16 protein-coding genes are annotated in these 24,228 nt (G+C 34.7%); 2 read left to right on the top strand and 14 right to left on the bottom strand.

Features of this window, described 5'->3' with window-relative positions; genetic code table 11:
* The first annotated feature begins 15 nt into the window (after positions 1-15).
* Positions 16-2,535, top strand: coding sequence for a restriction endonuclease-like protein (locus tag P855_RS0103220; RefSeq protein ID WP_028782234.1), 2,520 nt, complete (start codon positions 16-18; stop codon positions 2,533-2,535).
* 153 nt (positions 2,536-2,688) lie between these two features.
* Here P855_RS0103220 and P855_RS0103215 read toward each other — a convergent pair whose 3' ends face one another.
* The 14 genes from P855_RS0103215 to P855_RS0103150 all read right to left on the bottom strand — a co-directional run bounded on the left by P855_RS0103215 (position 2,689) and on the right by P855_RS0103150 (position 23,277).
* Positions 2,689-3,285, bottom strand: a complete 597-nt coding sequence (locus P855_RS0103215; protein ID WP_028782233.1) for a hypothetical protein — start codon at positions 3,283-3,285, stop codon at positions 2,689-2,691.
* A 712-nt stretch (positions 3,286-3,997) separates the two neighbouring features.
* Entirely contained in the window at positions 3,998-4,846 is an 849-nt protein-coding gene (locus P855_RS0103210) for a phospholipase D-like domain-containing protein (protein ID WP_028782232.1), read from the bottom strand.
* Positions 4,847-4,865: 19 nt separating this feature from the next.
* Complete coding sequence (locus P855_RS20355; protein WP_235062606.1) at positions 4,866-6,770, bottom strand: hypothetical protein; 1,905 nt, start codon at positions 6,768-6,770, stop codon at positions 4,866-4,868.
* A complete protein-coding gene (locus tag P855_RS0103200; RefSeq protein ID WP_028782231.1) occupies positions 6,770-10,306 on the bottom strand; it encodes a helicase C-terminal domain-containing protein in 3,537 nt (1,178 codons plus the stop codon). The genes P855_RS20355 and P855_RS0103200 overlap by 1 nt, the downstream gene beginning before the upstream one ends.
* Positions 10,275-13,043, bottom strand: a complete 2,769-nt coding sequence (locus tag P855_RS0103195; protein WP_028782230.1) for a DrmE family protein — start codon at positions 13,041-13,043, stop codon at positions 10,275-10,277. The genes P855_RS0103200 and P855_RS0103195 overlap by 32 nt, the downstream gene beginning before the upstream one ends.
* Positions 13,044-13,308: 265 nt before the next feature.
* Complete coding sequence (locus P855_RS20350) at positions 13,309-14,565, bottom strand: DNA methyltransferase (protein WP_051353060.1); 1,257 nt, start codon at positions 14,563-14,565, stop codon at positions 13,309-13,311.
* A 326-nt stretch (positions 14,566-14,891) separates the two neighbouring features.
* The gene (locus P855_RS22735; protein ID WP_152526215.1) at positions 14,892-15,092 is read right to left on the bottom strand and encodes an aldehyde dehydrogenase family protein; all 201 of its coding nucleotides are present in this window, start codon (positions 15,090-15,092) and stop codon (positions 14,892-14,894) included.
* 37 nt (positions 15,093-15,129) lie between these two features.
* Entirely contained in the window at positions 15,130-16,515 is a 1,386-nt protein-coding gene (locus P855_RS0103180) for a DNA methyltransferase (protein WP_028782228.1), read from the bottom strand.
* 87 nt (positions 16,516-16,602) lie between these two features.
* Positions 16,603-17,427 (bottom strand): hypothetical protein, encoded by an 825-nt coding sequence (locus tag P855_RS0103175; protein WP_028782227.1) that lies wholly within the window; start codon positions 17,425-17,427, stop codon positions 16,603-16,605.
* A gap of 3 nt (positions 17,428-17,430) precedes the next feature.
* Positions 17,431-17,706: a helix-turn-helix domain-containing protein gene (locus P855_RS0103170; RefSeq protein WP_235062605.1), complete on the bottom strand. Its 276-nt coding sequence runs from the start codon at positions 17,704-17,706 to the stop codon at positions 17,431-17,433.
* Between the two features lie 541 nt (positions 17,707-18,247).
* Positions 18,248-18,769: a hypothetical protein gene (locus P855_RS0103165; protein WP_028782225.1), complete on the bottom strand. Its 522-nt coding sequence runs from the start codon at positions 18,767-18,769 to the stop codon at positions 18,248-18,250.
* A gap of 299 nt (positions 18,770-19,068) precedes the next feature.
* Positions 19,069-20,307, bottom strand: a complete 1,239-nt coding sequence (locus P855_RS0103160) for a cytosine deaminase (protein WP_028782224.1) — start codon at positions 20,305-20,307, stop codon at positions 19,069-19,071.
* The gene (codB, locus tag P855_RS0103155) at positions 20,304-21,560 is read right to left on the bottom strand and encodes a cytosine permease (RefSeq protein WP_028782223.1); all 1,257 of its coding nucleotides are present in this window, start codon (positions 21,558-21,560) and stop codon (positions 20,304-20,306) included. Before codB ends, P855_RS0103160 begins: the two co-directional genes overlap by 4 nt.
* A 457-nt stretch (positions 21,561-22,017) precedes the next feature.
* Positions 22,018-23,277 carry a GntP family permease gene (locus P855_RS0103150; RefSeq protein WP_028782222.1) on the bottom strand — a complete coding sequence of 420 codons (1,260 nt, stop codon included), beginning with the start codon at positions 23,275-23,277 and terminating at the stop codon, positions 22,018-22,020.
* A gap of 399 nt (positions 23,278-23,676) precedes the next feature.
* Between P855_RS0103150 and P855_RS0103140 the strand changes: the two genes are divergently transcribed.
* Positions 23,677-24,189 carry a GNAT family N-acetyltransferase gene (locus P855_RS0103140; protein WP_419177255.1) on the top strand — a complete coding sequence of 171 codons (513 nt, stop codon included), beginning with the start codon at positions 23,677-23,679 and terminating at the stop codon, positions 24,187-24,189.
* Positions 24,190-24,228: the final 39 nt, after the last annotated feature.

Here is a 24,228-nt window from a genome sequence, read left to right as displayed (position 1 = left end):
AGGAGGTGGACAGGCATGTCTCACGCTAATGATACAACACTATTAGAAATCGACCATGAAGAGTTCTCTCTGCACTTAAAAGGTCGCCCATTTAACAGTCGCTTTGAAAACCTGAAAAGCTATAAAAATAAAGTAAACTTAGAGCAACAATCGATGATATTAAGGGTCGAAGCTTTAGAAGGTGCAGATGTCCATGTATTTCATCCAGTGTTAGAGAAAATGGTGGAACTAGAGGACGGTCCATTTGCCCCTATCTTTTTTGAAAATGAAGTCTATCAACTAGTAGTTCATTCTAAGACAGGGAAAGACCTGTCCTTTTATCATGATCACCCGTTAGTCCAAAAATCAGTTAGCAAGGAAAAAGTGGGAGATATCACCTTTTTGATGGGACAGCTGCAATTTATGAATGAAGTCGGCTTAACGCAATTTAATATCCTGGATGGTAACCAAATGCTTGCTGACATTACGATCGAACTGTTCCCTACAAAACTTGATTATAAAGAAGATTATAAGCGCCTGTTGGATGAAGTAAGCGAAGAAATATATAACTTAGCGTTTCATTTTATGAAAAAGACGTTTATCGGGGCTTCTAAGATTTCATCTAAATCCCCTTCTCCAGCAGAGTTTTACAGATTACTGAATCATTATTTTAAACAATTCATAAATGCCATTCAACTCATTGAAAGGCAGCCTCACCATCAATTAAAGACGGAATATCACAAGGTAAGAGGCGATCAATTAAAAAGAACGGATAGCCGATCGCGGCAATATTTACGGAAGAGGCCCTATTTGTTCAAAGAGACCAGCAATGGTATTACCATAGATGACAAGCAACGAATGCCAGAAAGAGGGTTGAACGCCAAGAAAATTCTCTCTTACGACACACTAGAAAATCGCTTTGTAAAATTCATGGTAATACGTTTACAAGATAAGATTAAATCCTTAAGTCGTAGCGTCGAACGTTATTTAAGCAATTCCCCTACTGCTGATCGTTCGATACTGGATGAATTAAACTACATGCAAAAGAAACTGCAAGCTATTGAAAAGTCACCCTTCTGGCGACAAATCAGTAGACTAGATCGCTCTGTACTCACCCTAGTAATGCAAATGAAGCAAGGCTATCGTGATGCTTATATGATTTACTTAGTTTTATCACAAGGCCTCTCGCTTCAAGGTGAGATCTTTAAAATGTCAGTAAAAGACGTAGCTACCCTTTATGAATATTGGACGTATTTAAAAATGGGACAAATACTGCATAACAAGTATGAAGCGCTCGATCAGGACATTATTAAAATTAAAAGAAATGGCTTATTTGTGGACCTTGACCAAACCAAGTCTGCTCAACGAAGATTCCGACACCCTTTAACCGGAGAACTCATTACACTTGGCTTCCAGGAAAAGCACAGGGCTTCTCCAACAGTTAGCCAAAAGCCAGATATCATGTTGACTGTAGAAAAGAAAAACCACCCTTATGCTTATCAGTATATTTTTGATGCAAAATATCGGATTGATTTTGGACAGACAGAAAAAGAAGTCTCCACTCCTGGTCCAATGGAAGACGATATTAACACGATGCACCGCTACCGTGACGCCTGGGTTTATAAAAATAACGGACCTTATGAACGCTATGCTTTTGGTGCTTACGTGTTATTCCCGTGGATGGACGAAGAAAATTATGAAACACATCCTTTTTACAAAAGTATCGATGAAGTAAATATCGGCGGATTTCCATTTTTGCCAAATACGATCCGCCTGGTTGAGGAATTTCTGGAGCATTTAATTGAAAGTAGTCCTGAGGATCTACAGACGCAAGGCATCTTGCCAAAAGGAGCGCTTGAATATTGGAAGTCTTCTCTTGATGAAAAGGTACTTGTAGGAGTGGTTAATGACAGTCGACGATTTACTGCTCATATCCAGCATCGCTTCTATCATATTCCGTTAAACCAATTAAAGAGCGGCTGGCAAAAGGCAAAGCACATCGCTCTCTATGTTACTCAAAAGGCTGCAGAAAGTGGAGCACCTAATGGTATCACCTATTATGGAGAAATAACTAATGTGGAAATCATAAAACGACATGAACTGAAGGAAGTTCCTAGCCGCTCCCACGAGTTGTATGTAAAGTTTACAGTGAAAAAGTGGAACGCACTAAAAAACACCATCCGTCCGGTTGGATATGGTATTCAAGTATATACATTAACTACAATCACAATGTTGAAACATGCCAAAGACCTACCAGAGTTATTTATGAAATCTAAGACTGAGCTAAAGCTGTGGCGTTTCCTAAGGAGGTATTCGAACAAAGTTCAGACAAGACTGGACAATACGCATTTAGATAATTCCACAGGTTTGGAGTCGTTTGGTATTGGGAGTAGCACAATCAAATTAGATGAAACTAATAATCATGTTATCATTATTGATCCATACGGAAACTTTATTACAGAGTCACTAAAAGAATTTAAACGGACTCCTGTCCCTATTTATAAAAAAATCCAGAGAGTGTTAGTGAATAATAATAAACCGCAGCATTCTGTTTGAACAGCTTACTGCGGTTTATTCCTCAACCTCAATCAAGTAAATTCTTTCTCGAAATGACCATCTTTTTACCTGCTTCTTCCTCCTTTTTCTTTATAGCTTCATCCTATTAAGACCATCCAGCTAAAATTTTTCTTATAATAATGTTAAAAGTAATTATTCAACTAATAAAGAAGGGTAGTTTTTTTCCATATATTTCTGTGTTTCTCTAGTGATGTTTCTAATATATATTACTAACTCAGCAATAGCTTTATTCAACTCTTCTTCTGAATATTCATTTCTTTCATTTTTAATTGCAATAACCTGAATCCATTTTTCTTCAAGGCCTTTTGGGACAATGAACCTGTTTTTCTTTAATAATTCATCCATTTTATTTATATCAGGCTCTTCCCAAGGGAAGTCATACGTTGGTCCATTCAATATTGGATTATTAAATTCATTCCATCTTTTTTTCACCTTGTTTTTATCACTTTTTAAGAGTATATACAATATAATTTCCTTACTCAATTTTTTAAATAATATTTTTTTGTCACCCTTATAAGCTACAAAAGACTCTATTTTCACTTCATGCAAAATATTATTTAAAGGAATATATAATTCTTTATATCTTCTTCCAGCCAAATTTGCTTTGCCAATTTTTTTAGTTTTATAAGTATTGTAAACCCACTTAATAAAGACTAAAGTATTGGCAGCTATCGAACTGATAATTAACCAGTTAGTCTTAAGAAAAATCATTAACGAATTAATTTCCACAACGATACCCCACGAATTAAAAAAATTTTAAAAGACAAAAATTAAAAACACCTTATAATGATATAACCATTTGATATTAAGTAATAGACGGCAATATTTTGGGGATAACCTCCAAACTCTTTATTAATTAGATTGGCTACTTCTAACAGAATTAGACGCATTGCTCATAACATATAATGGTTCTCTGGAAATTATTACACGCTGGAAGTAATTAGTATTAATTAGAGTTATAGATGTTGAAAATATATTATGAATAAAATTTCGTAACGTAAACATTATTAAGATATCATTAAAAGATTTCACTTCAGTACTAAACAACGAATAAACATTTTTCGGTTCAATAATTTCTTTTTCAATATATATAATTTTTTCACTGTTGAATCATGTGGCTTAGCTATTGCATACATAGTATTCGTGGTTTTATGTACTATTGCATTTCTTAAATCTGCTAGTTCCCACAAGTCATTTTCGTATCTCCTTACAACTGCATTACTTTTTTTGATTTATTAATCAAATTTGAAAAGATTCGTGTGAAGTTGCACCAACATAATCTTTTAAAAACCTCTCAATTTTATTAAACGATACCAAAAAACAATCAGAATTTCTCACACAAATCCCCCCAATTCAAAGTAGTTACTGTTATAAGAAGTTAATCTACTCATTGTATAAATCATCTAAGAAATCAACATTTATTTGATAAATTTCATTGACTTTAACTCTTTTTATCCATTAATACCTCTTTAAGTTGAGAAGTATTAATCCAGTGTTCTATTAATTTAGTTAAAGTATCTGATTGTTTTTCGTCCAAAGGAATCCCCAACTCAAATTGTGTATTAAAGCCTCTTTTACTAAAATTTGCAGACCCCATATATCCTCGAGAGTTATCAGCTAAGAGTAATTTCGCATGAAAAGAAAGCTTATCATCAATAGTTTTATATACACTTATTTGCTTACGTTCATTTGAATCTAAATGTTTAAACAAATAATCAAAAGCATTTTGGTTTTGTTCATTCAATAAATCATTTACAACCCAAGTTATTCTAACAAATGAGTTTTTATATAATAGAGCCTTCAAACTTGTAAATAAATTAATCATTCCTGAGACTGAGTAGTATGGAGAAAAAAATATAAGTTTATCATTTGTTGTTTGAATTAGCTCTTGGATAGAGGTATTTAAATAATCAAATGTACTGGTTATATTTCTTGGGATATTTTCCAATTGGTTTTGTGGCATAGTCCATAATAAATTATCAGTTTTTTGGGTTATTTTTTCATAATTAAATGTACTAATTTGATGAGTGTTTTCTAAAAATCTTTGCAATAAAATATCATCTGTTACTAGATAAACATTATTATTTTTTTTTACTAACTCTTCTTCTTCTAATATAGAGAATAATGCTCTTACAATATTATGATCTACATTATAACCTTCATATTTCTTCCATAAATCTAATGAAAAACCACTTGGAAAAGCAAAGTGTAAATACCGAAATAATCCTGCCCACTTACCTATATCTTTTTCAAGACTATGGCTTTTTATTATGTTTACTAACCTCTCCAAAATAATAATCCTTTCTATGTTAATTCATGAAATCATCTAATTTTTTCGAATAAAAACCTACAATTTCTTTTCCACCAATGTTTCCACCCATTAGTAAGTTTCTACTCAACGCCCTGTTAAAATGATCACATGAAAATTTCAGATAAGAACAAGCATGGCAAGCCCCTTGTTGCCCTTTACATATGGGGTCATATAAGCATGTTTGTGATTTTTCATAAGTATTTCTTATCCATCTTTCCAGATCATTTTCAAATGCGGCTATTAAAGCACCCATTCCTCCTCCTTGAAGTTTCGATACATAAATAGCCCCTGAAAGTGCAGAAGGGAATATATATTCTGCCATGCTATCTACATCTAATCCTATGATAGATTTACCTGCGTGAAGCAACATATGCATTAATGTATGGGTCAGTTGAAAAGTTATTATAGTTGCAAATAAATCTTTATTGTTAATATAATCTGAGGGATCCATCATTGCCAAATCTTGTTTATCCTTACCAGCCAACTCTAATTTACTATATAGCATTGTATGGGCTTCTTTACTATTTTCAGGATTTTTCTTTCCCTCTATTAAGCTATTGAGTTCTAGCCATTTATATATTCTTAAAGCATCCATCTTAAATACTATTGCTTCATTTTCATTTTTGAGGACAGGAATAAGAGTATAAGGTCTTGAACTTATATTATGAGAAAAAGGATTTAGAATAGATTTATTTCTATCAAATGATTTTCTAGTGTAACCTATTCCTAAAGTAATTACCGGAAACTTCTCTAATAAGGCTACTTCTTCAATTCCTAAATTTCCTAATTCTTTTTTTGCGTTAAACAGAGTTGTTTCTTGTACATAGTCTCCTCTTAAACTTGATTCCTCTATTTTTTTATTTAGAGTTTGACCACCATTTTCATACCAAGTGTATAAAAATTCATGAAGCAACCTATCATTTACTACATTATCTTTTGGAAACTCATTATTGAAAATATCATTTATTTCTTTTATTATCCCTTCTTCTGAATATTGTGTGCTTATATTTGCTTTCTTCAATGTATTCAAAATAATTTCCCGTTCACTTTCATTACTAGCGGAATTTAACATCGCTTGAATTGTGTCGTTTTCATTTTTTAATTCAAAGTTTTTACCGTAATCATCAGTTTTTATTGAATTTAACCCTAATAGCCCTGCCATTTGTATGAATGGGAAATTTTCATTATTTCGCCTGTCTATCATTTTTTCTTGTTCTAAATTTACCATAGTCAGTAATGCTGGATAATGAATATCCCCCTCAGCTAAATGAGTACCACCTAAAAAGCGTTGATTATTCTTTTTCATGTCATTCGTTATGGGTAATTGTGTGGTTTTTGTTCCTAATTCTCCAAGAGATTTATGATTCTTATAATTATACCAAGTTGCTGTAGTAAACCTTCTTGTATCTTTCATCCTTATTCCATCATACTTGTCATACCATTTTTTCGCGTTTTTATTTTTCTTTACAGATATGGACTGTAAGTCTCCATTTTTATGGATTAGTGCATACGGATATTGTTTAATATTACTTTTCTTACAAAACTGGCATCTAAGTTCCGGGTTTTTTCGTGAAATATCTTCTATAGAGTAGTATTCATGAACGTTATTACAATTTTGGTTTTGACAATAAAAAACAAATGGAAACAGAGAGTACTCAACCTCATCTACTTCTCCAAAATAATAAAGTTCATCTACATCTGGGAATAAGTTATTGTTTAGATCAGAATTTAATGACCAATCTGAAACATATTTCTTTACAGCTTTAAGTAAATGGCTAGTATTTTCACTTAACTTATTAACCTTTAAATTTGTTACTTTATACCACCTTTTATCTTCCATGAAAACTGATTCTGGAAGGTGTCTAAACATTATTTGACTTTTTCCTCTTTTTATTTTTCTCACTAATCTTTCCTCCTTTCACTTACTAGAGAAGCATTTCTTAAAATATGTGAAGTTTCAGTATCCATTCTAAGTTCAATACCTTCTTCTATATCTCTAAAACTTGTAATAGGATTGAGTGCTTGTTCATCTTTTAGTTTTATAGTTGATGATTTAGTTAATAACAAATGTTCTTTTTCTTTGAATAATTGTTCTACTAATACATTTACTTTAGTTTTAGCTGCTAGCGTAAAATAATCGTTGTCTGTTCCGTAAATACGTTTCAACTGCTCAATTAAATGCAATCTCACCGAATTATTTCCACTTGTATTCAAAGCAACATAATCACGAAATAAGCCACAATTATAAATAGTCTTATTATGATTTTGTGAATGAATGTTTAAAAGTATTCCAGATAGTAAGCCAGGCAACGACCTCTCCACTGCCTTTAAGGAATGCCGATTAATTGGAACTGGGTCAACTAGTCTATCCATAAACTCATGATTTTGCATAAAAAATTGATATTGTGAACGTTCTCTTAAGTCATTTGGCCTAAAACTTACTAGTACTATGCCAACATGGGATCTAGCAGATCTACTAGATGCTTGTATATACTCAGCTTGTTTTGATGGCATACCAGCCATAAAGAAATTGTTAATTCTATCGAGGTCGACACCGTGACTAATTAAACTTGTAGCTATTAGTAAATTAAGCTTTTCTCTAAAATTCACTTCAACACCTTGTGACTCAATTTTATCCATGACTTCAATTATTTTATCCATATCATTTTCGCCAGTTAAAATTTCAGACTTCAAGTTTATTCCTAGCGACTGCAACTCTTCCACTCTTCTAGATATATCATTTCCAGTAGCTTTTTTATTAACATAGATTGTAGATAGATCATAAAGTGAGAGAAGTTCTTCAAAATCCTTCTCAGATTTTATAGTCTCAAAATTAAAGTATTTATAATTGCCTGTAGAATATAGCCTCTTTATTTCATTTTGATATAAATACAGCGTTCTACCAATTACCTCCTCTTGCGAACGAGAATGAGGTAATACCCCCAAGTACAGTCTCCTTTTAATTTTGGGAGTACTTGTTGCATAAAAAGACTCCCCTTTTTTATATCCCATTGACGGATACTTTCTCGGTGGACGTAAGTATAGATGATTAATATGATGTTCATACGATTCAATAGTTGCTGTTGCAGCAATGATTTTTGGTAAATGAGTTTCACTTTTCCCAAAAGAGCGAGCCATTTCGTTTAATGCTCCTTCATAGTGTCCATTAAGAGCACCTAATTCTTCTTTAAGTAAATGTAATTCGTCTTGTATAAATAATAATGGCACAGGATCATAAAATGTTTTTCTAATATCTTGCACTATCTTTTTGTGCTTTAAAGTTGACTTTGCTTGTTCATTACAAGACTGATATTCATCGTACATTCCTACAATACATCTATCTGAGTAATAGCCATGCTTAGAACATATCCCTCCAACTTGGCCAAAAATATGAGAGAATTCTCTATACCTTCCTAATATAGCTAGCTTATCAACCGTTCCACACAACACACTTGGTACAAAACGATAAACTTCTGAATCAGTAATATATACAGGGATATGCCCCTTCAAAATATTACTTTTTGCCACAAAGCAATTATCATTTGTACACCTATGTATAAATCTCCAAGCACTCTGATCAAACTCTAAATTTAATTTATTTTTGCACATTGGACATTTATGAATTAGCATTTTCCGCATTTTTGTTCTCTCATTTTCAAAATACTTTTTCATTACTTTTCCCTTAAGAAAATTATCTGTATTGCTTCCTCCTGCGAAAAAACCTATTGAAAAAGGCACTCCTTTATCTATAAAATTATTTTCTTGTCTATACTTCTCTGCGTATATAATAACTTTTGCCAATCGATCTAACTGGTTCTTTGAAAGCATTCTAAGAGGGAATCTAATCCAAGAGCTACATCCCCTTTGCTTACCTCTTAAGCGATCATAAAATAAAGTAGTAATAATTAAACCAAGATAAGCCTCTGTTTTACCTCCTCCAGTGGGGAACCATAAAACATCAGCATATTGGGAGGATTTATAAATTTCCTCTTTCCTATGTTCATCTTCAGACATTTCCCTATAGTACAAACTTGGTAAAATCCTAACAATAAAGACAATTTGGAAGAGCCTCCAAGAATCATATTTTCCTTCTACTGATTCATGAAAGACCTTATTCATTATTATAAAAGCGTCCAATAACTTCTGTTCTTTTTTTAAAGAATATATTCCTAATGCAAAGGATTCAATTTCTTCCTCAAACTCTTTCATATCTTTAATACACTTTTTCAATTCATCTTCAGTGCTAAACTTAACTTCTTGATCACCTTTATTATCAATAAAACCTTTCCATTGATGATGAAATTTTTTCATCTCATATAAAATATTTTCTAAAGATGTAAATAAGGTATCCTCAGTAAATAGGTCTGTAAACTTCACCGCTAAATCTGACTTAGTACGATAATAATCTTGAAAGAATGAAGGTATTGATTCTGTATAGAGAAAAAGGTTTTCTTTCTTATAATTTGATAAACCCACACAATTAATGCCTTTCACTTTATACTCTTTATCGAATTTATAATCATCTATCGCACCATCAAATTCAAATGACACATGATTCCCTTTTTCCAAATTTATAGCAAATGTGGTATCAAAAAACTCCAGTGAGTGACCACTTGGTTTTTCCCCCTCTTGAAGGTTTGGTACTAAAGTTTGATTAATTAGATTACAGCTTACCTTAATTAAGTCTTCTCCATGCTTTCCTTTATAAAACACTGGATCAATAAAAATACGTCCATCCCAATCAGGAAAGTTTAGATTTTTATCTCTAATTTTGTTAATGAAGTCATTGAACTCTTGATAATCTGCAGGCTTTTTATTTAGTGCAACTACCCCAGTTTTAGCTATATAGTCTTCTTTTACTGAAAAACTATCCTCTCTATCTGATAGTTTTATAGTCGCTTTTTCAATAAATTCTCTAAGAGATAATTCCTGTTTTTCTAAATTGTTTATATCTATATTAAATTCAAGGTTAAATTTTACTTCATATTGTTCATATCTTTCTAATAATTTTAACCCTTTATCCCTATCTTGATTTTCCGGTTTTATTGTTTGTTTGTGTTCAATATAATCTTCATTTAAATAATCAAGTGAATCCATTTGTTGTTTAAACTCTGGAAAAAAGCGCGGATAAAGATTAAACTTACCTGATATAGTACCTTTCACGATATCCTCACTTGGACCAACTAAAAACTCTAAGCCCATGTTACAGTTCTTAGCCAAACTTTTAAATTGAGGCTGGGGATCGACTCCATTTTCAGTTGATACTTGATTTGTAAACTCATAATTTGGGAAGAGCACACCTGAAAAAAACCTTTTAGAAGGTTCTTCACCAGTAACCAAATATTCTTCTGAACCTTTAAGCCCCTTCTTTAATACGTTCTCCATATGTTCCACGAATTTTTTTTCATCATTGTTTTTTAAAATTTGATTGCTTTCCATATTTAACAATGCCTCCTTTATAGAACTCTTCACACTTTTTACTGGTTAAAACCTTACCTACTATACGTGCATCTGCACTATATTCTTTTTCGGCTTCTACTTGTTCTACTTCAAAAAAGCTCAATAAATCCATAAGGTCGTTCTTCGAAATTCTAATTTCATTTCCTAGGTCAATCCAACCTAAATCCTCTAACCATCCACTCCCAATATATTCTCCCGCTTGTTCAGACGCCATTTTCCCAAGGGATTTCCCTAATGCAATATGAATTCCCCATAGCTCTTTCATTGCTTTAAATATTGATTGAACACGGTCTAGATACTTCTGGTCTTCTAATAAAGTAGCAATTGCTAAAAGATTTTTATATGATCTAACTAAATTCACATTACCATTAACCCAATTAGATACTGTTAGAGTTGACTTTACTTCCCCCCCAACCCTATTAATTTCATTAAGTATTAATTCTTGAGTGTGTCTTTTATAATTACCACTTCTATGATATTTGTGCCACAAAACATTCATCATATCTTTCCATTCGCTAATATTTGACTCTATCCATCGCATAAATAATGTATTTGATGATAATTTTAAAACTTCATTAAACAGCTCTTCTCTTTCGTCTTTGTTAATTTTAATCCAAATATCACCAGATTTAAGCTCCAAAGGCTTTACATTTTTAACCTCATCTTCATTAAATAATTTAGCCTTTACTTTCTGTTCGAGTGGTAAGAACGTATATTTATCATTAACACTATGAACAAACTTCTCCTTGATTCTTATTTTCACACAATTGAAAAATACACTCCCTTGAGTATCAATAGTTGAATTCACTATTTCTGATAAGTTAATATTCTCGTCACTTATTCCTTCACTAATTATTTTTATTAACCTTTGGTCATCAAAACGTTCGATTATCTTATTTTTTGTCTCAATTGAGGAATCCATATTGCCTTTAACCAACTCATTTAAGTTATACTCATGGTGTTTAATATCAAAAATTAAATTATTTACAGAAGTATAATTTAAACTATCGCCAAACAATTTGTAGAAGCTATTTTTAAATTGCTCTCCATATGGGTTATCTTTAATTTTATTTATTTGATACTTTAATAAAGGTAGCTCATTATAAAGTTCCAATATATTCATTTCAGTCTTATTTGAGTAATAAAATGAACTAATATACTTTTTTACCCAAGGGTTAGTTAAAATTATTACATCTGGTTCAAGTGATTCTTCTAAATATATTTCTTTAATTTGTTTTTCAGCCCATTCTTTTTGTGTTACTACATCAATCTTATTTAGCTGATCTAAGCCTAATTCCATATAACTTCTCAACCAAACTTTCAATTCATTAGAAATAATCTTTTCTGAAACAATAATAAGTATTTTCTTATTATCTTTTAGATTATTATTTAATACTTCACATAATAGAACTCCTCTTGGAGTTGCATCCATTTGATATAAATCTTCATATACATCCCTGACACAATCAATTAAATCTGGCATTAGTGTATGAGTTATTACTTCTTCTTCAAAGTCTTCGCTAGGAATCTTTGAAAAAGTATTTATGAGTTCTTTTATTGTAGGTTTAGTACTAGGCCATAACGTCCTCTCATACCAGTTTAAAGGTATAGGACTAGAAAGAATTTTTGTAAATAAACTACTAATTTTTTTAAAGCTCTTAGGCTGGTAGCCATTTTTTTTATAAGACTTAGAAATGAGACTATATATATAAGAAACTTTTTCGTGAAAACTTCTCATACCTCTAACTGAATTTATATTAACTATTTTTCGGGCCTCTTTAATAAATGGAATAGAGGTTTGCAAGCTCCATGCTGAAGAAATTGGGCTAGGTAAAGATTTTTTGTTTAACTGAAAGGTATTTGTAAGTTCTTCTAAGGTATTGTAGGTGATTGGAATACTTAAACCTATTCTATTAGCTATGGTTAATGAAGTATCATCATTACATGGCCCAACAACAATCACATGTTCTGCTTTAGATTGAGCCCACTTTAGAAGATTCAATGCTCTTTTTCGGTGATGAAATGGTAGAAGGTCAATTATAATAACTTGTGGTTCTTTTTCTAATTTCTCGGGAAGCTTATGTCTATATGCACGATAAAATGCAATCCAGGGTAGACTATCATCTTTCAAATTTTGTTTTCTTTTCTCAGAAGAAGAATCATTAAAGTTAAACAACTTAAATTTATCAGCCTCAATATTAAAAATATTTACAAACTTTCTCAAAAAGTTCTTGTTAATTGAGGTTCTCCATATGTGTGATAGCATTTCTATATTATCTGAAAGCACTAATATTCCAGTACCCGGTTTAAATCGGCCCTCATTAATTTTAGTCAAACTCCCTGCTAAATGCTGTAGTACTAAATGAAAAGATAATAATAATGAAAAGCCATAAGAGTACGGAGGTATAGAATAAATGATATCACCTTTATTCTTTTCTTTCTTAGACTCTAAAAAGGCCTTAAAAGAAGTTGTTAAAATAATATTATCTATATCGAACACTTCTACTTTAGCAGTTTTTTTATCTGAATCCAGAGTTTGAATTGATTCAGTTAACCCATACTTTTCATGATTAAGCATACCTCTTGCATAATCACTATTAGAAAACTCCAGAAAATTACTCAAATCATCTTCTTTTATATTTTCATTCAAAACAATCTTGTTTGGGGTGATAGATTTATTTGCCTCCAGCCTCTGCTCATTAGTTAATCGGTTCAAAATAACCACCTCTTAAATACATATATTTCTATTTTAAAGTAATCTAAGTACTAACAAAAGGTTTTTCCAATTTTTGCACCATTTCTTTAACGAATTTTTTGAATATTATTTGTGTTCAAAAACAAACAATACCCCTTCATGCAGTGCATGAGGGAGTATTGTTTGTTTTAAAAAACATTAAATTATTGTTCAACAGTTAAGCCAAAAAACTATAAGATATGGTGTTACATGAAACGAAGCTCCAAAATCATATATACTGCTAACTTTAAAAATTGTATTTCTTCAATATTTTCTTTGACCTTAAACTGTAATTGAGGTCAGGAGCAACACCTTTATACAATACTAACACTCTGTCTATAGATGTAGCTTTCCCTTGAGTCTTTCCCCAAATCCTAGTTACTTTATCTTTAGATGGGAGGTGATCTTCAACTATTCCATAAAGGTTGAGATTTGTTTCAAATTTGACATTCTCCCAAACATACTCTGCTAAGTTCAATGGGTCTTTACCTGGTTTTGCTACATCTCCAATAACGAAGCATGCTAATCCTCCATCTTGCAAAACTTTTTCACTCTCTCTAATTATATCAAGCATGAAATTCACATATCCGGATAGTGTATGATTATCATCTAGCTTTAAGCTTTTATCGATTAAATCAATATCCTCCCCTAATAACCACAATCTAATCCAATTGAATGTTCCATAATTAACAACCTTTAGGTAAGGTGGAGAAGTGAAAATCATTTTTACATTTTCGTTTTGTATATGCTCATTTTTAATTCGAGAAAAATTCTTAGCATTTTCTAAGTATGAAAACCCTTGTTCTACTGGCTGATTATCTTTATATACCCTTTGTACTTTTTTTAATAGTTGATCAAACACATCTACCTTGGGCTTAACTAGTCCATGTTTTTCTATGTAATTTTTCACATAGTTTGGTGACATTGAAAATGTATTAGGCATACTAATTGATAAATAACTTGTACCAGACTTATTAACTTTCCCGTGCATAATACCTGTTAAGCAAGCTAATAAAAATATATCTGCATTTGAGCAATTTTCTTTCCAATTTGAGAACTTCTCTTTTATAAATAATAATTGTGGCAAAGTAAGTTCATTATCATATAACATTTTAATTTTCAAGGGAATTTTGTTTATCTGCGTTATATCAGGTTTAACATACTCATTTCGTAACTCTTCTACTCTTTTATATAACTCCTCTACACTTGGGGGGGTAGTTTTTGCTCTAGTCAATAAATATGCCAATGGATTTAAATCAACACCTATACCAATTCTGCCTGCTATACACGCTTCTAATGGAGCGGTTCCTCTGCCGGAAAAAGGATCAAGTACTACATCTCCTTGTTTAGTAAACTGTTCAATGAAGTATCTAGGTACCCCGGGAGGAAACATTGCTAAGTAAGAGCAAATCGGATGAAAACTATGTCCCCACCTTTTAGGCATATCCCTCCAACTATATGATATTTTTCTTTTTTTATCTGGATAGTTTAACATTACCACCATAAAACACACCTCATGACTGGTTTTAACAATATAATATACAATGATTTTAACATAAAATACTAATTATAGACTTAACTCCATCTATTATATCAATTTTGTTCATCTATATTTCTTTATAATTTCATCAAAACGTTCGCGAAGCTCCTTTCTTTTTCTTGAATGATTTGCTTTAACTTCCTAAATTGTACTTAATTTTACTTTTTTCTTTCTCTTAAACTGTACTACCTTTTCTTTACCTTCCTGCATTGCAACCTTCCTTAATAAATTGATATATAAAAATAAGCGCCTGACCCCCCACTGCAGTAAAGCGTTAACACACTGGGGGGTTAGGCACTTTTTTTCGGATAAGGCATATGGATGCCTCCGCCTGCTCCATAGTTATTGATAAACACTTGGCTGGATCGAATGTGATCAGAGGGGCTCCGCCAACGTTTTCGCTCTGTTATCAGCCCATAATCGGTGTCATTGGCAAGGCGGATCGCTTCGTCTTCCCCATCAAATTCGAATACAGTAAAAAGAAGAGCTATTCCAGCTCTTCTTTCGAATCTTTAACTCCTAATTATATTACTTTTGAAGGATAAGGATATCTTCTCTTAGATCATATTTGTGAGATGTACTCTTCTTGTGTTGCCACAAAAGGATCTCTGAGCTACTGTAACCGATTTTCAATCCTATTTCTTCAAGTATTTTTGCTGTTTGTATATGAACCATCTTAAAGGCATGTGAATCGCTCACTAATAAAGCAATCTTGCCGCCAGGTTCTAAAACTTTATAGCATTCCTCAAGAGCCTTAAACATTCCTCCAAAGTATTCCCAGACCAGTTTTGTATATAATTTTTCAAATCCGCTAGTTGCACCATCATGGTCAAGTCTTTCTTGGATCAGGTCTGTAACTTCTCTTATACTTTGTAAATCTTCTACAGTCTCCCTATCATTATCATCTTTATATATATTAGTTGTAGAGCCTCTAATCATTCTCTTTTTAATAGTTCTAAATTCTTGTATGTCACTTGCTAGCTCATCAAAGATTAGTTCTAACCTTGTATGTTTAGTATACTCATGATCACCTGGATATGGTGGTGAGGTAATCATTAATTTTACTGAATTAGGTTCATAATAGTCACTAATTTTCCTTGCATCTCCAAGGTGTACAGTTGAAGGTGTGTTTTTTTGTTCCTGATTTAATGATTGCAAATCATTTATCATTCTGTTTATCTTTTCGCTAAAGACACTATATACATCTACATCATCTTTAGCTTTTTTCACACCAAAGCCAGGACCATAACTCACATTAGAAATTGGGACTAAAATTGATGATAATGACATTTTAAATAAATCAGTATACTCACTATCAATAGTATCTTTTATTGCCTCTTTTATTATATGCGCTTTTACAAATGGTTTGTCTGACATATATCTTTCTGAAAGCATTTCAGGTCTATATTTATCTGCATATTCTTTAAAATCTATTAGATGAATACTGTTATCAAAAATTGACATTTGTGAGTGTGAATAATCTTGCTCTGCAGTCCAGTCAACTTTCGAAAATTCCTGTTCAACTTTTTCTAGTAATTTATTTTTATTCTTAATGATCCCCTCAATGTCTCGAGTCCAGTCCAATTTAACTGATGCAGCAAAAGCCATAAAATCATTTGCATCTACTCCACTAGAAGGGATACCAAGATATTTACAAGCTACTAATGTAGTCCCTGAGCCCATGAATGGATCTACTACAAAATCTTGATGAGTAATATTTTCTCTCTCCAACATAAACTCTGGAAACTTAGGCGTATATCCTAATACAAAATTATACCAATTATGAAAAGGAAAATTATTAGCAGAAGATGCCCTTCCACTTTGAGTATCAATAATGGGTTCTATATCTATCTTTTTTAATTCATCACAAACTGGACAGGTTGTTCTGGTGGGTGGGTGATATGTAAAAGCCATGTAGTTTCTATTCCTTTCTGTTCGAAAACTCTAATGTGTTTAGTCACTTATATCAAACATCATTATAACAGAAAAGAACATTTTAAATCAAAGCCAAGCTGTAATTTGAGGATCAAAAGTAACTTTAATGAATTTGTACATTTTTAATTCTTCATCCTCTTCCTCAAATAACCCTATATCTATTCCATTTATAACCATGCGTACAGCTACAGGAATTATATCCATGTGAGGCATTTTACTTTGTATGGTTTTATAACCACCTAAGAGTTGAACTAAATTAATATCATCTCCTGTACTTAATGCTTTAGCCTCACAAGGAAAGAGAGTGTCATGCTGTTCGCTATAATACAAACCATCTATTTCATTTGGTTGCCACTTTTTAGGGTTTTGTACCCTTATTACTTGATTAGGCTTATTATAAAAGGCATGGGATAACACATCACAATAGTCAATAACAGAAAATAAAGCGCCTTCATCTCTGCCTAAAAGTCCCTTATTTATAATTGAGTGAGGAACAGTATTTTCTATTACTACTTCCAGATCAGGGATTGATGGCCATTCCAACCAAGCATTAATAGATTTACCAACACCCACATAAACAAACTCACCTGCTAGATTACCCTGTGGAGATCTACCAGTTCTTTTCCTAAGATCATATCCATGTTCATAAATTGTATCGGGTAGTCTAGATGCTATCCCTGTATTTTTCCTTGTCAAGTCTAAAATTGTATTTGATATTGATACTGGTTCATTAATACCGCATGCTCTATATCCTTCTGCAATATCACTTAATGTAAATAGATGATCTTCCCCTATTCCTTTCTTACCATTGTCTGTTTTTTTATTGAAAATGTACTCTAGCATAGGATGTTTTTTTGACCTATACTTTTTCCCATCATAATAAATAGGCATATTTTAAAATTCCTCCCCCTCATTAAATTCTACTAACTCACTTAAAGACACTTGCAAAGCTGTAGCTAATTTATAGAGATTAATTAAGGAAATATTTCTTTTCCCTGTTTCAATCTCTGTATAATATGACCTTGTGAACCCTGCCTCCTCTGCTAGTTGTTCTTGTGTGTAATTCTTTTTAACCCTAATTTCCTTTAAATGCTTACCAAAGTTTTTTAATACTGTATTATGTAAATTGCTATTCTTTTCCATAATATTAATGTTGCAAAGTTTCGCCACTTTATCCACCTGATATAAGTGACATTGTTTCAATTTGATTGCAAAACTTAATTACAAAAAATAAAAAAAAGCCTTAAGCATATAACGGCTTAAAGCCTTTAGCAATGTAATTCAGTTCTTATACTCATAAACATCCTAAAGTACAAATATTATTTCTTAATCATGTACCTTGTTCCATTTAAATGCTAGTCATGTTTATGGTACTTCTAACTAAATTTAATTTTGATAGATCACTCTTTTAACTATATAAGAAAATCAAATATGCCTGACCCCACTACACTAAAGCGTGAAATTTTGTGGCAGGAACTATATAATTCTTAATCTACGACCTTTACAGGAAATCAGGTCTGCCTTTCCAAATGTAATGATCTTTAGTGCGACCAAAAATGGAATGAGCAAATCCCGCGAAAAGAAAGCGCCTGACCCCCACTGCAGTAAAGTGTTAACTACTGGGGGGCAGGCACCACATTTCCAGCCTCTACGTCACAGAATAAAAAAGTTGTCTGGAACTCTATTAGGAAACTTATTAAATATTTGATAATTACCAAGTGATTTTTGGTGATGAAGTAACTTTCGCACCTTGGATGATGTCATCTGCACCTGTTCCTACACCTATTTGCAAATCATAGAGATGAAACAATGTACCGTAATCGTCTTTTGATGGTGATTCCAGTTCATCATAATTAAATGAAACATTAGAGGATAAGTTCCTTACAAAGTTATCGCCTAATTCCTTACGTGTCTCTTCATTGAGACTTGCTCCTACTTGGAGGGTCATCGTTATCTCATCGCCGTTTACTTCAATATAAGCATCCTTTACGCCCTCGTACCCCATTATAGTATCATAGGTCATTTCTTTCATTTCTTCTGTAATTTCTACATCATCTGATTGTATAGTAGTTTCTTCTTCACTTACTTCTTTGGTCTCTTCTTCTTGCCCATTTGTAGTTTCTTCTCCAGTATTTGTTTCATTTTTTTCTGTAGATTCTGAAGCATCCTCGGAACAAGCTACTAACAGAATAGCAAATAAAAGCATAATTATGACTAACATTCTCTTTTTCAATTGTGTATTCTCCTTTCTTGATATCGTAAAATTAGAAATGCCTTCAAAATTATACCATCGTATAATTATTAGTCAAACGCTTATTACTAGGGACTTACACAATTTTATATAGTCCCTTTTGTATTTCCAGTTCTTGCAATAAAAATAAAAAGAGTGCCTGACCCACACTGCAGTAAAGCGTTAACTCACTGGGTATCAGACACTATTTTATCCAATAGTGACTACCAATACAATCACAATTCCAATACCTGTATACAAAAATGACCGGCAGTCAGCCGGTCTTTCGTTATACCATCATTCTAATAAAAATGTACCGTCGTTTCAGCTGGTTTCGTTTCCGATAAAATTTTTCCGTGGCGGATCGAGTAACGGACAGCCGACTGCTTTCTTACCGCTTCGTATTCATCTTCGGCATCGAGTATAATCAAGTTGGCTGGTCGACCTTCGTCTAAGCCATACTTGTCTCTCAGGTTTAAAATCCTGGCACTATTTTCAGTAATGAAGTCCATGCCCTGTTTGATTTGATCATATCCCATCAGGTGGGAGAGATGGAGCCCCATATGAAGAACTTGCAGCATGTTGCCTGTTCCGAGCGGGTACCACGGATCGAAGATGTCATCGTGACCAAAACCTACGTTGATGCCGGCTTCCTTTAATTCTTTTACCCTCGTTAAACCTCTCCGCTTTGGATAGCTATCGAACCTGCCCTGCAGATGGATGTTGACGAGGGGGTTAGCGATAATATGAATGCCGGACATCTTCAACAGACGGAACAACTTCGATGTGTAGGCATCGTTATACGAGCCCATGGCGGTCGTATGACTCGCAGTCACCTTCTCCCCCATACCTCTTTCTAATGCCTCTGTTGCGACGACTTCCACAAACCGGGATTGTTCATCATCAATTTCATCACAGTGCACATCGACAAACCGGTCATATTCTTGAGCGAGATCAAAAGCAATTTTCAAAGATTCCACCCCATACTCGCGGGTGAACTCAAAGTGTGGAATAGCTCCAACCACATCTGCTCCAAGCTTCAAAGCTTCTTCCAGCAATTCTTTTCCATTCGGGTAGGAAAGAATGCCTTCTTGTGGAAAAGCAACGAGCTGAAGATCGACCGCTTCTTTCATTTCTTCTTTTACTTCTAACAGAGCTTTCAAGGCGGTCAGCTCAGGATCTGTGACATCGACATGGGTACGCACGTGCTGGATGCCGTTTGCGATTTGCATTGCCAGAGCCTGCTTTGCTCTTTCTTTTACATCCGCTGCGGTCAGCTTATCTTTCCGTTCCGCCCAGCGCTGAATTCCCTCAAAAAGAGTACCGCTTTTGTTCCACTCGGGATCTCCGGCAGTCAGGGTCGTATCCAGATGGATATGCGGTTCGACGAATGGAGGGATGACAAGCGACCCTTCTGCGTTGATAGTGGTGTCATCTTCCTGGTTTATTTGGTCCTGCGTAATCTTCTGGATGACGCCATTATCTATCACTATCGACCAAAGGCCTTCTTTTCCTCGGAGTTTTGCTTGTTTAATAATCATACAACTTCTCCTTCTTCAACTTGGTGGTGTACGGTCTGTTCGGCTAACTTAGACAGCACAGTATAGACAAGGATGGAAGCAATCAAAGCATTCACTGGTGCAATGCCTGGTACCCATTGGGCGGCCGCGACACCTGCTGCCCAGGCGATGATTCCGGTCCATTTAACTTTTTTGAATGTCTGCTGTTCAAATGCAGTTATGTCTTTACGGCGGTATAAATAATAATCGATTAAAATAATCGCTCCAATCGGCGGCAGGGCAGAACCGAGCATCGTCAGCCATCCGATGAAATTGTTATACAGCCACATCGCGGCCACTGTTCCGACAATCCCGTTAAAAATGACAACTTTGTTTTTAGTGATTTTCGTAATGCTTGAGAAACCAAGTCCAGAAGCATAGAGTGCATTATCGTTCGTTGTCCAGATGTTCATCCCGAGTACCAGAATGGCTGGAATAATCAGACCTTGCGTGAACATCACTTCGGATATATCCGCTTTTCCTGTCGCCATCGCACCTACTGCACCGAATAGAAACATAAGCGAATTCCCAATGAAAAATGCAATGACCGTGCTTGTGACGGCAGATTTTTTCGTTTTTGAAAAACGGGTGAAATCAGGGGTTAACGTACCAGCACTAATGAAGGAACCGATACAAATCGTCAGTGCAGCCGCAAGTCCAAGTGATTCAGACGGGCTGTGCGCCATCAGTTGCTCAAAGCCACCCATGCTTCCAGCCGCTCGAAAAACGGAAAAGCTTCCAAGAATCGTAATCAGGGGAACTGCGATAAAGCTGAGCAACATCAGCGCCTTCATCCCGAAGAAAGCCGTAGCTGTCATTAACACTCCAGAACCAGCGATCAGCCAGATCATATCGATGCCGGTCACTTTCTGAACAGGAAGAGCGAACATGACCACTCCGACACCAAACCATCCGACCTGCGTTCCGCCAAGCAGCAGCGAAGCAAGGTAGGATCCTTTTTCACCGAAAGCATAACGGCTGAGCAAGTGAGTGGAAAGACCAGTTTTTGCAGAAATATAAGCAAGAGAACCTGTATAAGCGCCAAGGATAAGGTTACCGAGCAGGACAATCGCCATAAACTGAACAAACGTTAAACCTGTACCAAGTGTTCCGCCTGACCACATGCTCGCTGAGAAAAAAGTGAGTCCCATCATTACCATTAGCATCTTCCAAAATCCGTGCCGTTCTGACTGAGGTACAGCCTTTAATGCAAAATCGCCATCTGTCATTTTCATATTCGATTCCTCCAGTATCTGTAATAGATACCGGTACCGGGAGCGGGAAAGATCCGGCATAAAAAAAGGCTTCCTGCCGTTATCCGACAAGAAGCCCTAAGATGCTGCATGAAAAAGATACAACTCTCTCGGAATTGTACGTCTTTCACAGATCTTTCCTTAAAACGCTGTCCTTGTCAGCCTCACGGGACTGAATTAAAGGTACCAGTATGTTGTTAGTCAACATTATGACAAAATACAGGGGAAGTTGTCAAACTTTTTTTTGCCTAACTCCCCTTCTTCTGCCACTAGAAGAATAGTTTTTCATATATATTTGCTTCCTAATGCACTGCTCCAATATCCAATCAGAACATGGTTTAATCATCCGAAACGAATGAATATATTATCCCCCAACCTTAATATCGAAATGTTGGAGGATTTTCAGTTTTAAGTAAGAACTTTCCAGGTACTCCAGCTTTTAAAGTAAACCTCCATAAATAATCGTAGAAACAATCACGATTACAATCCCAATTAACGTTTCATATGGCAGTGCTTTCAGTCGTTCTTTCATATGCATGAAGAAACTATCCCGTGAAATGTGAAAGAGGGGACCATGCGGTAAATGATCAAAAGAAACCGCACCAGCATTGATCATCGTTGCAGCAGCTAAAGCGCTGACTCCATTCTCTAACAATATTTCACCAAACACATTACTGGAAATCGCCGCAGAAGATGTCGCTGATGCAGTCGCTAACGCCATAAACGAACCTGAGAGAGGTGCTATGAAAGAGATGGGTAAATCAAATGTTTTCAAGCCGCTCATAATCATGCTATTGAGTGAGGAATTCACGATAATGCCGGCTAACGTCCCCGTCGCTAGTATTAAAATGGATATACCAGCCATTTTTTGAAGCCCACTTGACATATAAGACTTTAAATCTGTTGTTTTTCTCATCACGACCGCCCCAAAGAGCCCTCCACCTGGCAATGCAAGTAATGAATCAATTTTAATTTCGAATAACGGTTGTAAGGATAGGAGAAAAATCGCAAACAATGGCCCTGAAATGGCCGCAAAAAAAGGAGGCTTATTCATCTCATCTGTCTTTTCTTCCCTGTTTTTAGTGACCATCGAACCTTTAATATTTATTTTTTTGGCAATAAAATATGTAAACGCCGCTCCGACGACCGCTGGTACTAGTCCAGCAAACATGACGCTCGTTAACGGTAAGGAAAAGCTTTCAGCCGCTGCAATGGTATTCGGGTTAGGTGACATTACATTTCCTGCTCTCGACCCACATACGACGGCGATTAAAACACTTAGTCTTGAAACTCCGGTTCGTTTGGCAATCATTAAAGCAATCGGGGCCACTGTAATAACAGCTGCTGCGATAAACACACCTACTGCTGTTAAAACTAATGTGGATACCGTAATCGCTAATAAAGCTCTTGTTTCTCCCATTCTTGTAACAATCGTATTCGCAATGACGCTGGCCGCGCCTGATTCTATTAATACCCCAACCAAGACTCCTGCTGCTAAAATCCGTAATACGGCTGGTGTCAGTAATTGAGCACCTTCGATCATGAAGTCGAGGGTAGTTGCTATATGAAGGCCTCCGACAATTCCGCCAGCTAAAGCACCTGCCATCATGGCATATGGAGGGTTAATTCTCCTGAATATCAAGATTATCGTTAACGCCATTGCTACTAACACACCTAAAATACTAACCTCTGAATTGATTGGCCTCACCTCTCTTTCCTAGTTCTTAATTAATGCCTGACCCCAAAAGATCAGACGCTTTTATGTAGCCTTTACCCTTTTTTGATTTTTGGTGTATAAGTTTTTTCCGGGCCATCATCAAAAGTAATAGCAATTTGCTTTTTATCTGCCTTTCCCTTGTAAATCATCTCTTTAGTTACCATACCAGTTATTTGTTTCGGATTCACTATCGAAGCAAGACCTAATAATAACGTTTCTTCCGAGCAAAAGTGCCTGACCCCACTGCAGTATGGCGTTAACTCACCGGGGGTCAGGCACTTTAAATTTTTCCATTGTAATCCGATCCACACGTTTGTTACGAAATTACGTTTTTTTGATGTCTTTAACGAAAATTCGTTATAATTGGAGGAAAGAAAAGGAGTGGATAATTTGCATATACGACCAATGAAACAGGAGGAACTCCCATTTGTCCGAAACCAACGGATCGGCTGCTACGAGGAATACAAACCGCTTGTGTCCGAAGAACACTGGAACGCCTTGAAAGGAACGCTTTCTTCTGAAGATGACTTGAAAGAAGGTGTGAATATCTACGTTATGGAAGAAAGCGGAAGCATCATCGGAAGCATTGTACTTTTTCCTGCTAATACAGAAGCTTATGAGTGGCTGGAAGAAGTAGCTGACTATCCAGAAATACGGATGCTTGCAGTAAATTCCGTTTCCCGAAAAAAAGGAATCGGTAAATCCCTCGTTCTTCATTGTATCGAAACTGCCAAAAAAGAAGGTCATGCCCATATTGGTCTACATACTGCTGATTTCATGAAAAATGCCATGGCACTTTATACAAATATGGGATTTGAACGTATCCCTTCCCAGGATTTCGAACCTGCCAACGATGGTGTCATTGTCAAAGCTTTTAAAAAACCACTCAGATAAAACCTGAGTGGTTTAAACTTCATAACTTCGCTTCTTTTG

The organism is Thalassobacillus devorans MSP14 (assembly GCF_000496835.1).
Classification (GTDB): domain Bacteria; phylum Bacillota; class Bacilli; order Bacillales; family Halobacillaceae; genus Thalassobacillus; species Thalassobacillus devorans_B.
This window is presented reverse-complemented; position numbering and strand designations above follow the sequence as displayed.

Coding starts and splice junctions, on each gene's coding strand:
- P855_RS0103220 (WP_028782234.1), top strand. CDS start 16: ATGTCTCACGCTAATGATACAACACTATTAGAAATCGACCATGAAGAG.
- P855_RS0103200 (WP_028782231.1), bottom strand. CDS start 10,306: ATGGAAAGCAATCAAATTTTAAAAAACAATGATGAAAAAAAATTCGTG.
- P855_RS20350 (WP_051353060.1), bottom strand. CDS start 14,565: ATGGTGGTAATGTTAAACTATCCAGATAAAAAAAGAAAAATATCATAT.
- P855_RS0103180 (WP_028782228.1), bottom strand. CDS start 16,515: ATGGCTTTTACATATCACCCACCCACCAGAACAACCTGTCCAGTTTGT.
- P855_RS0103175 (WP_028782227.1), bottom strand. CDS start 17,427: ATGCCTATTTATTATGATGGGAAAAAGTATAGGTCAAAAAAACATCCT.
- P855_RS0103160 (WP_028782224.1), bottom strand. CDS start 20,307: ATGATTATTAAACAAGCAAAACTCCGAGGAAAAGAAGGCCTTTGGTCG.
- codB (WP_028782223.1), bottom strand. CDS start 21,560: ATGAAAATGACAGATGGCGATTTTGCATTAAAGGCTGTACCTCAGTCA.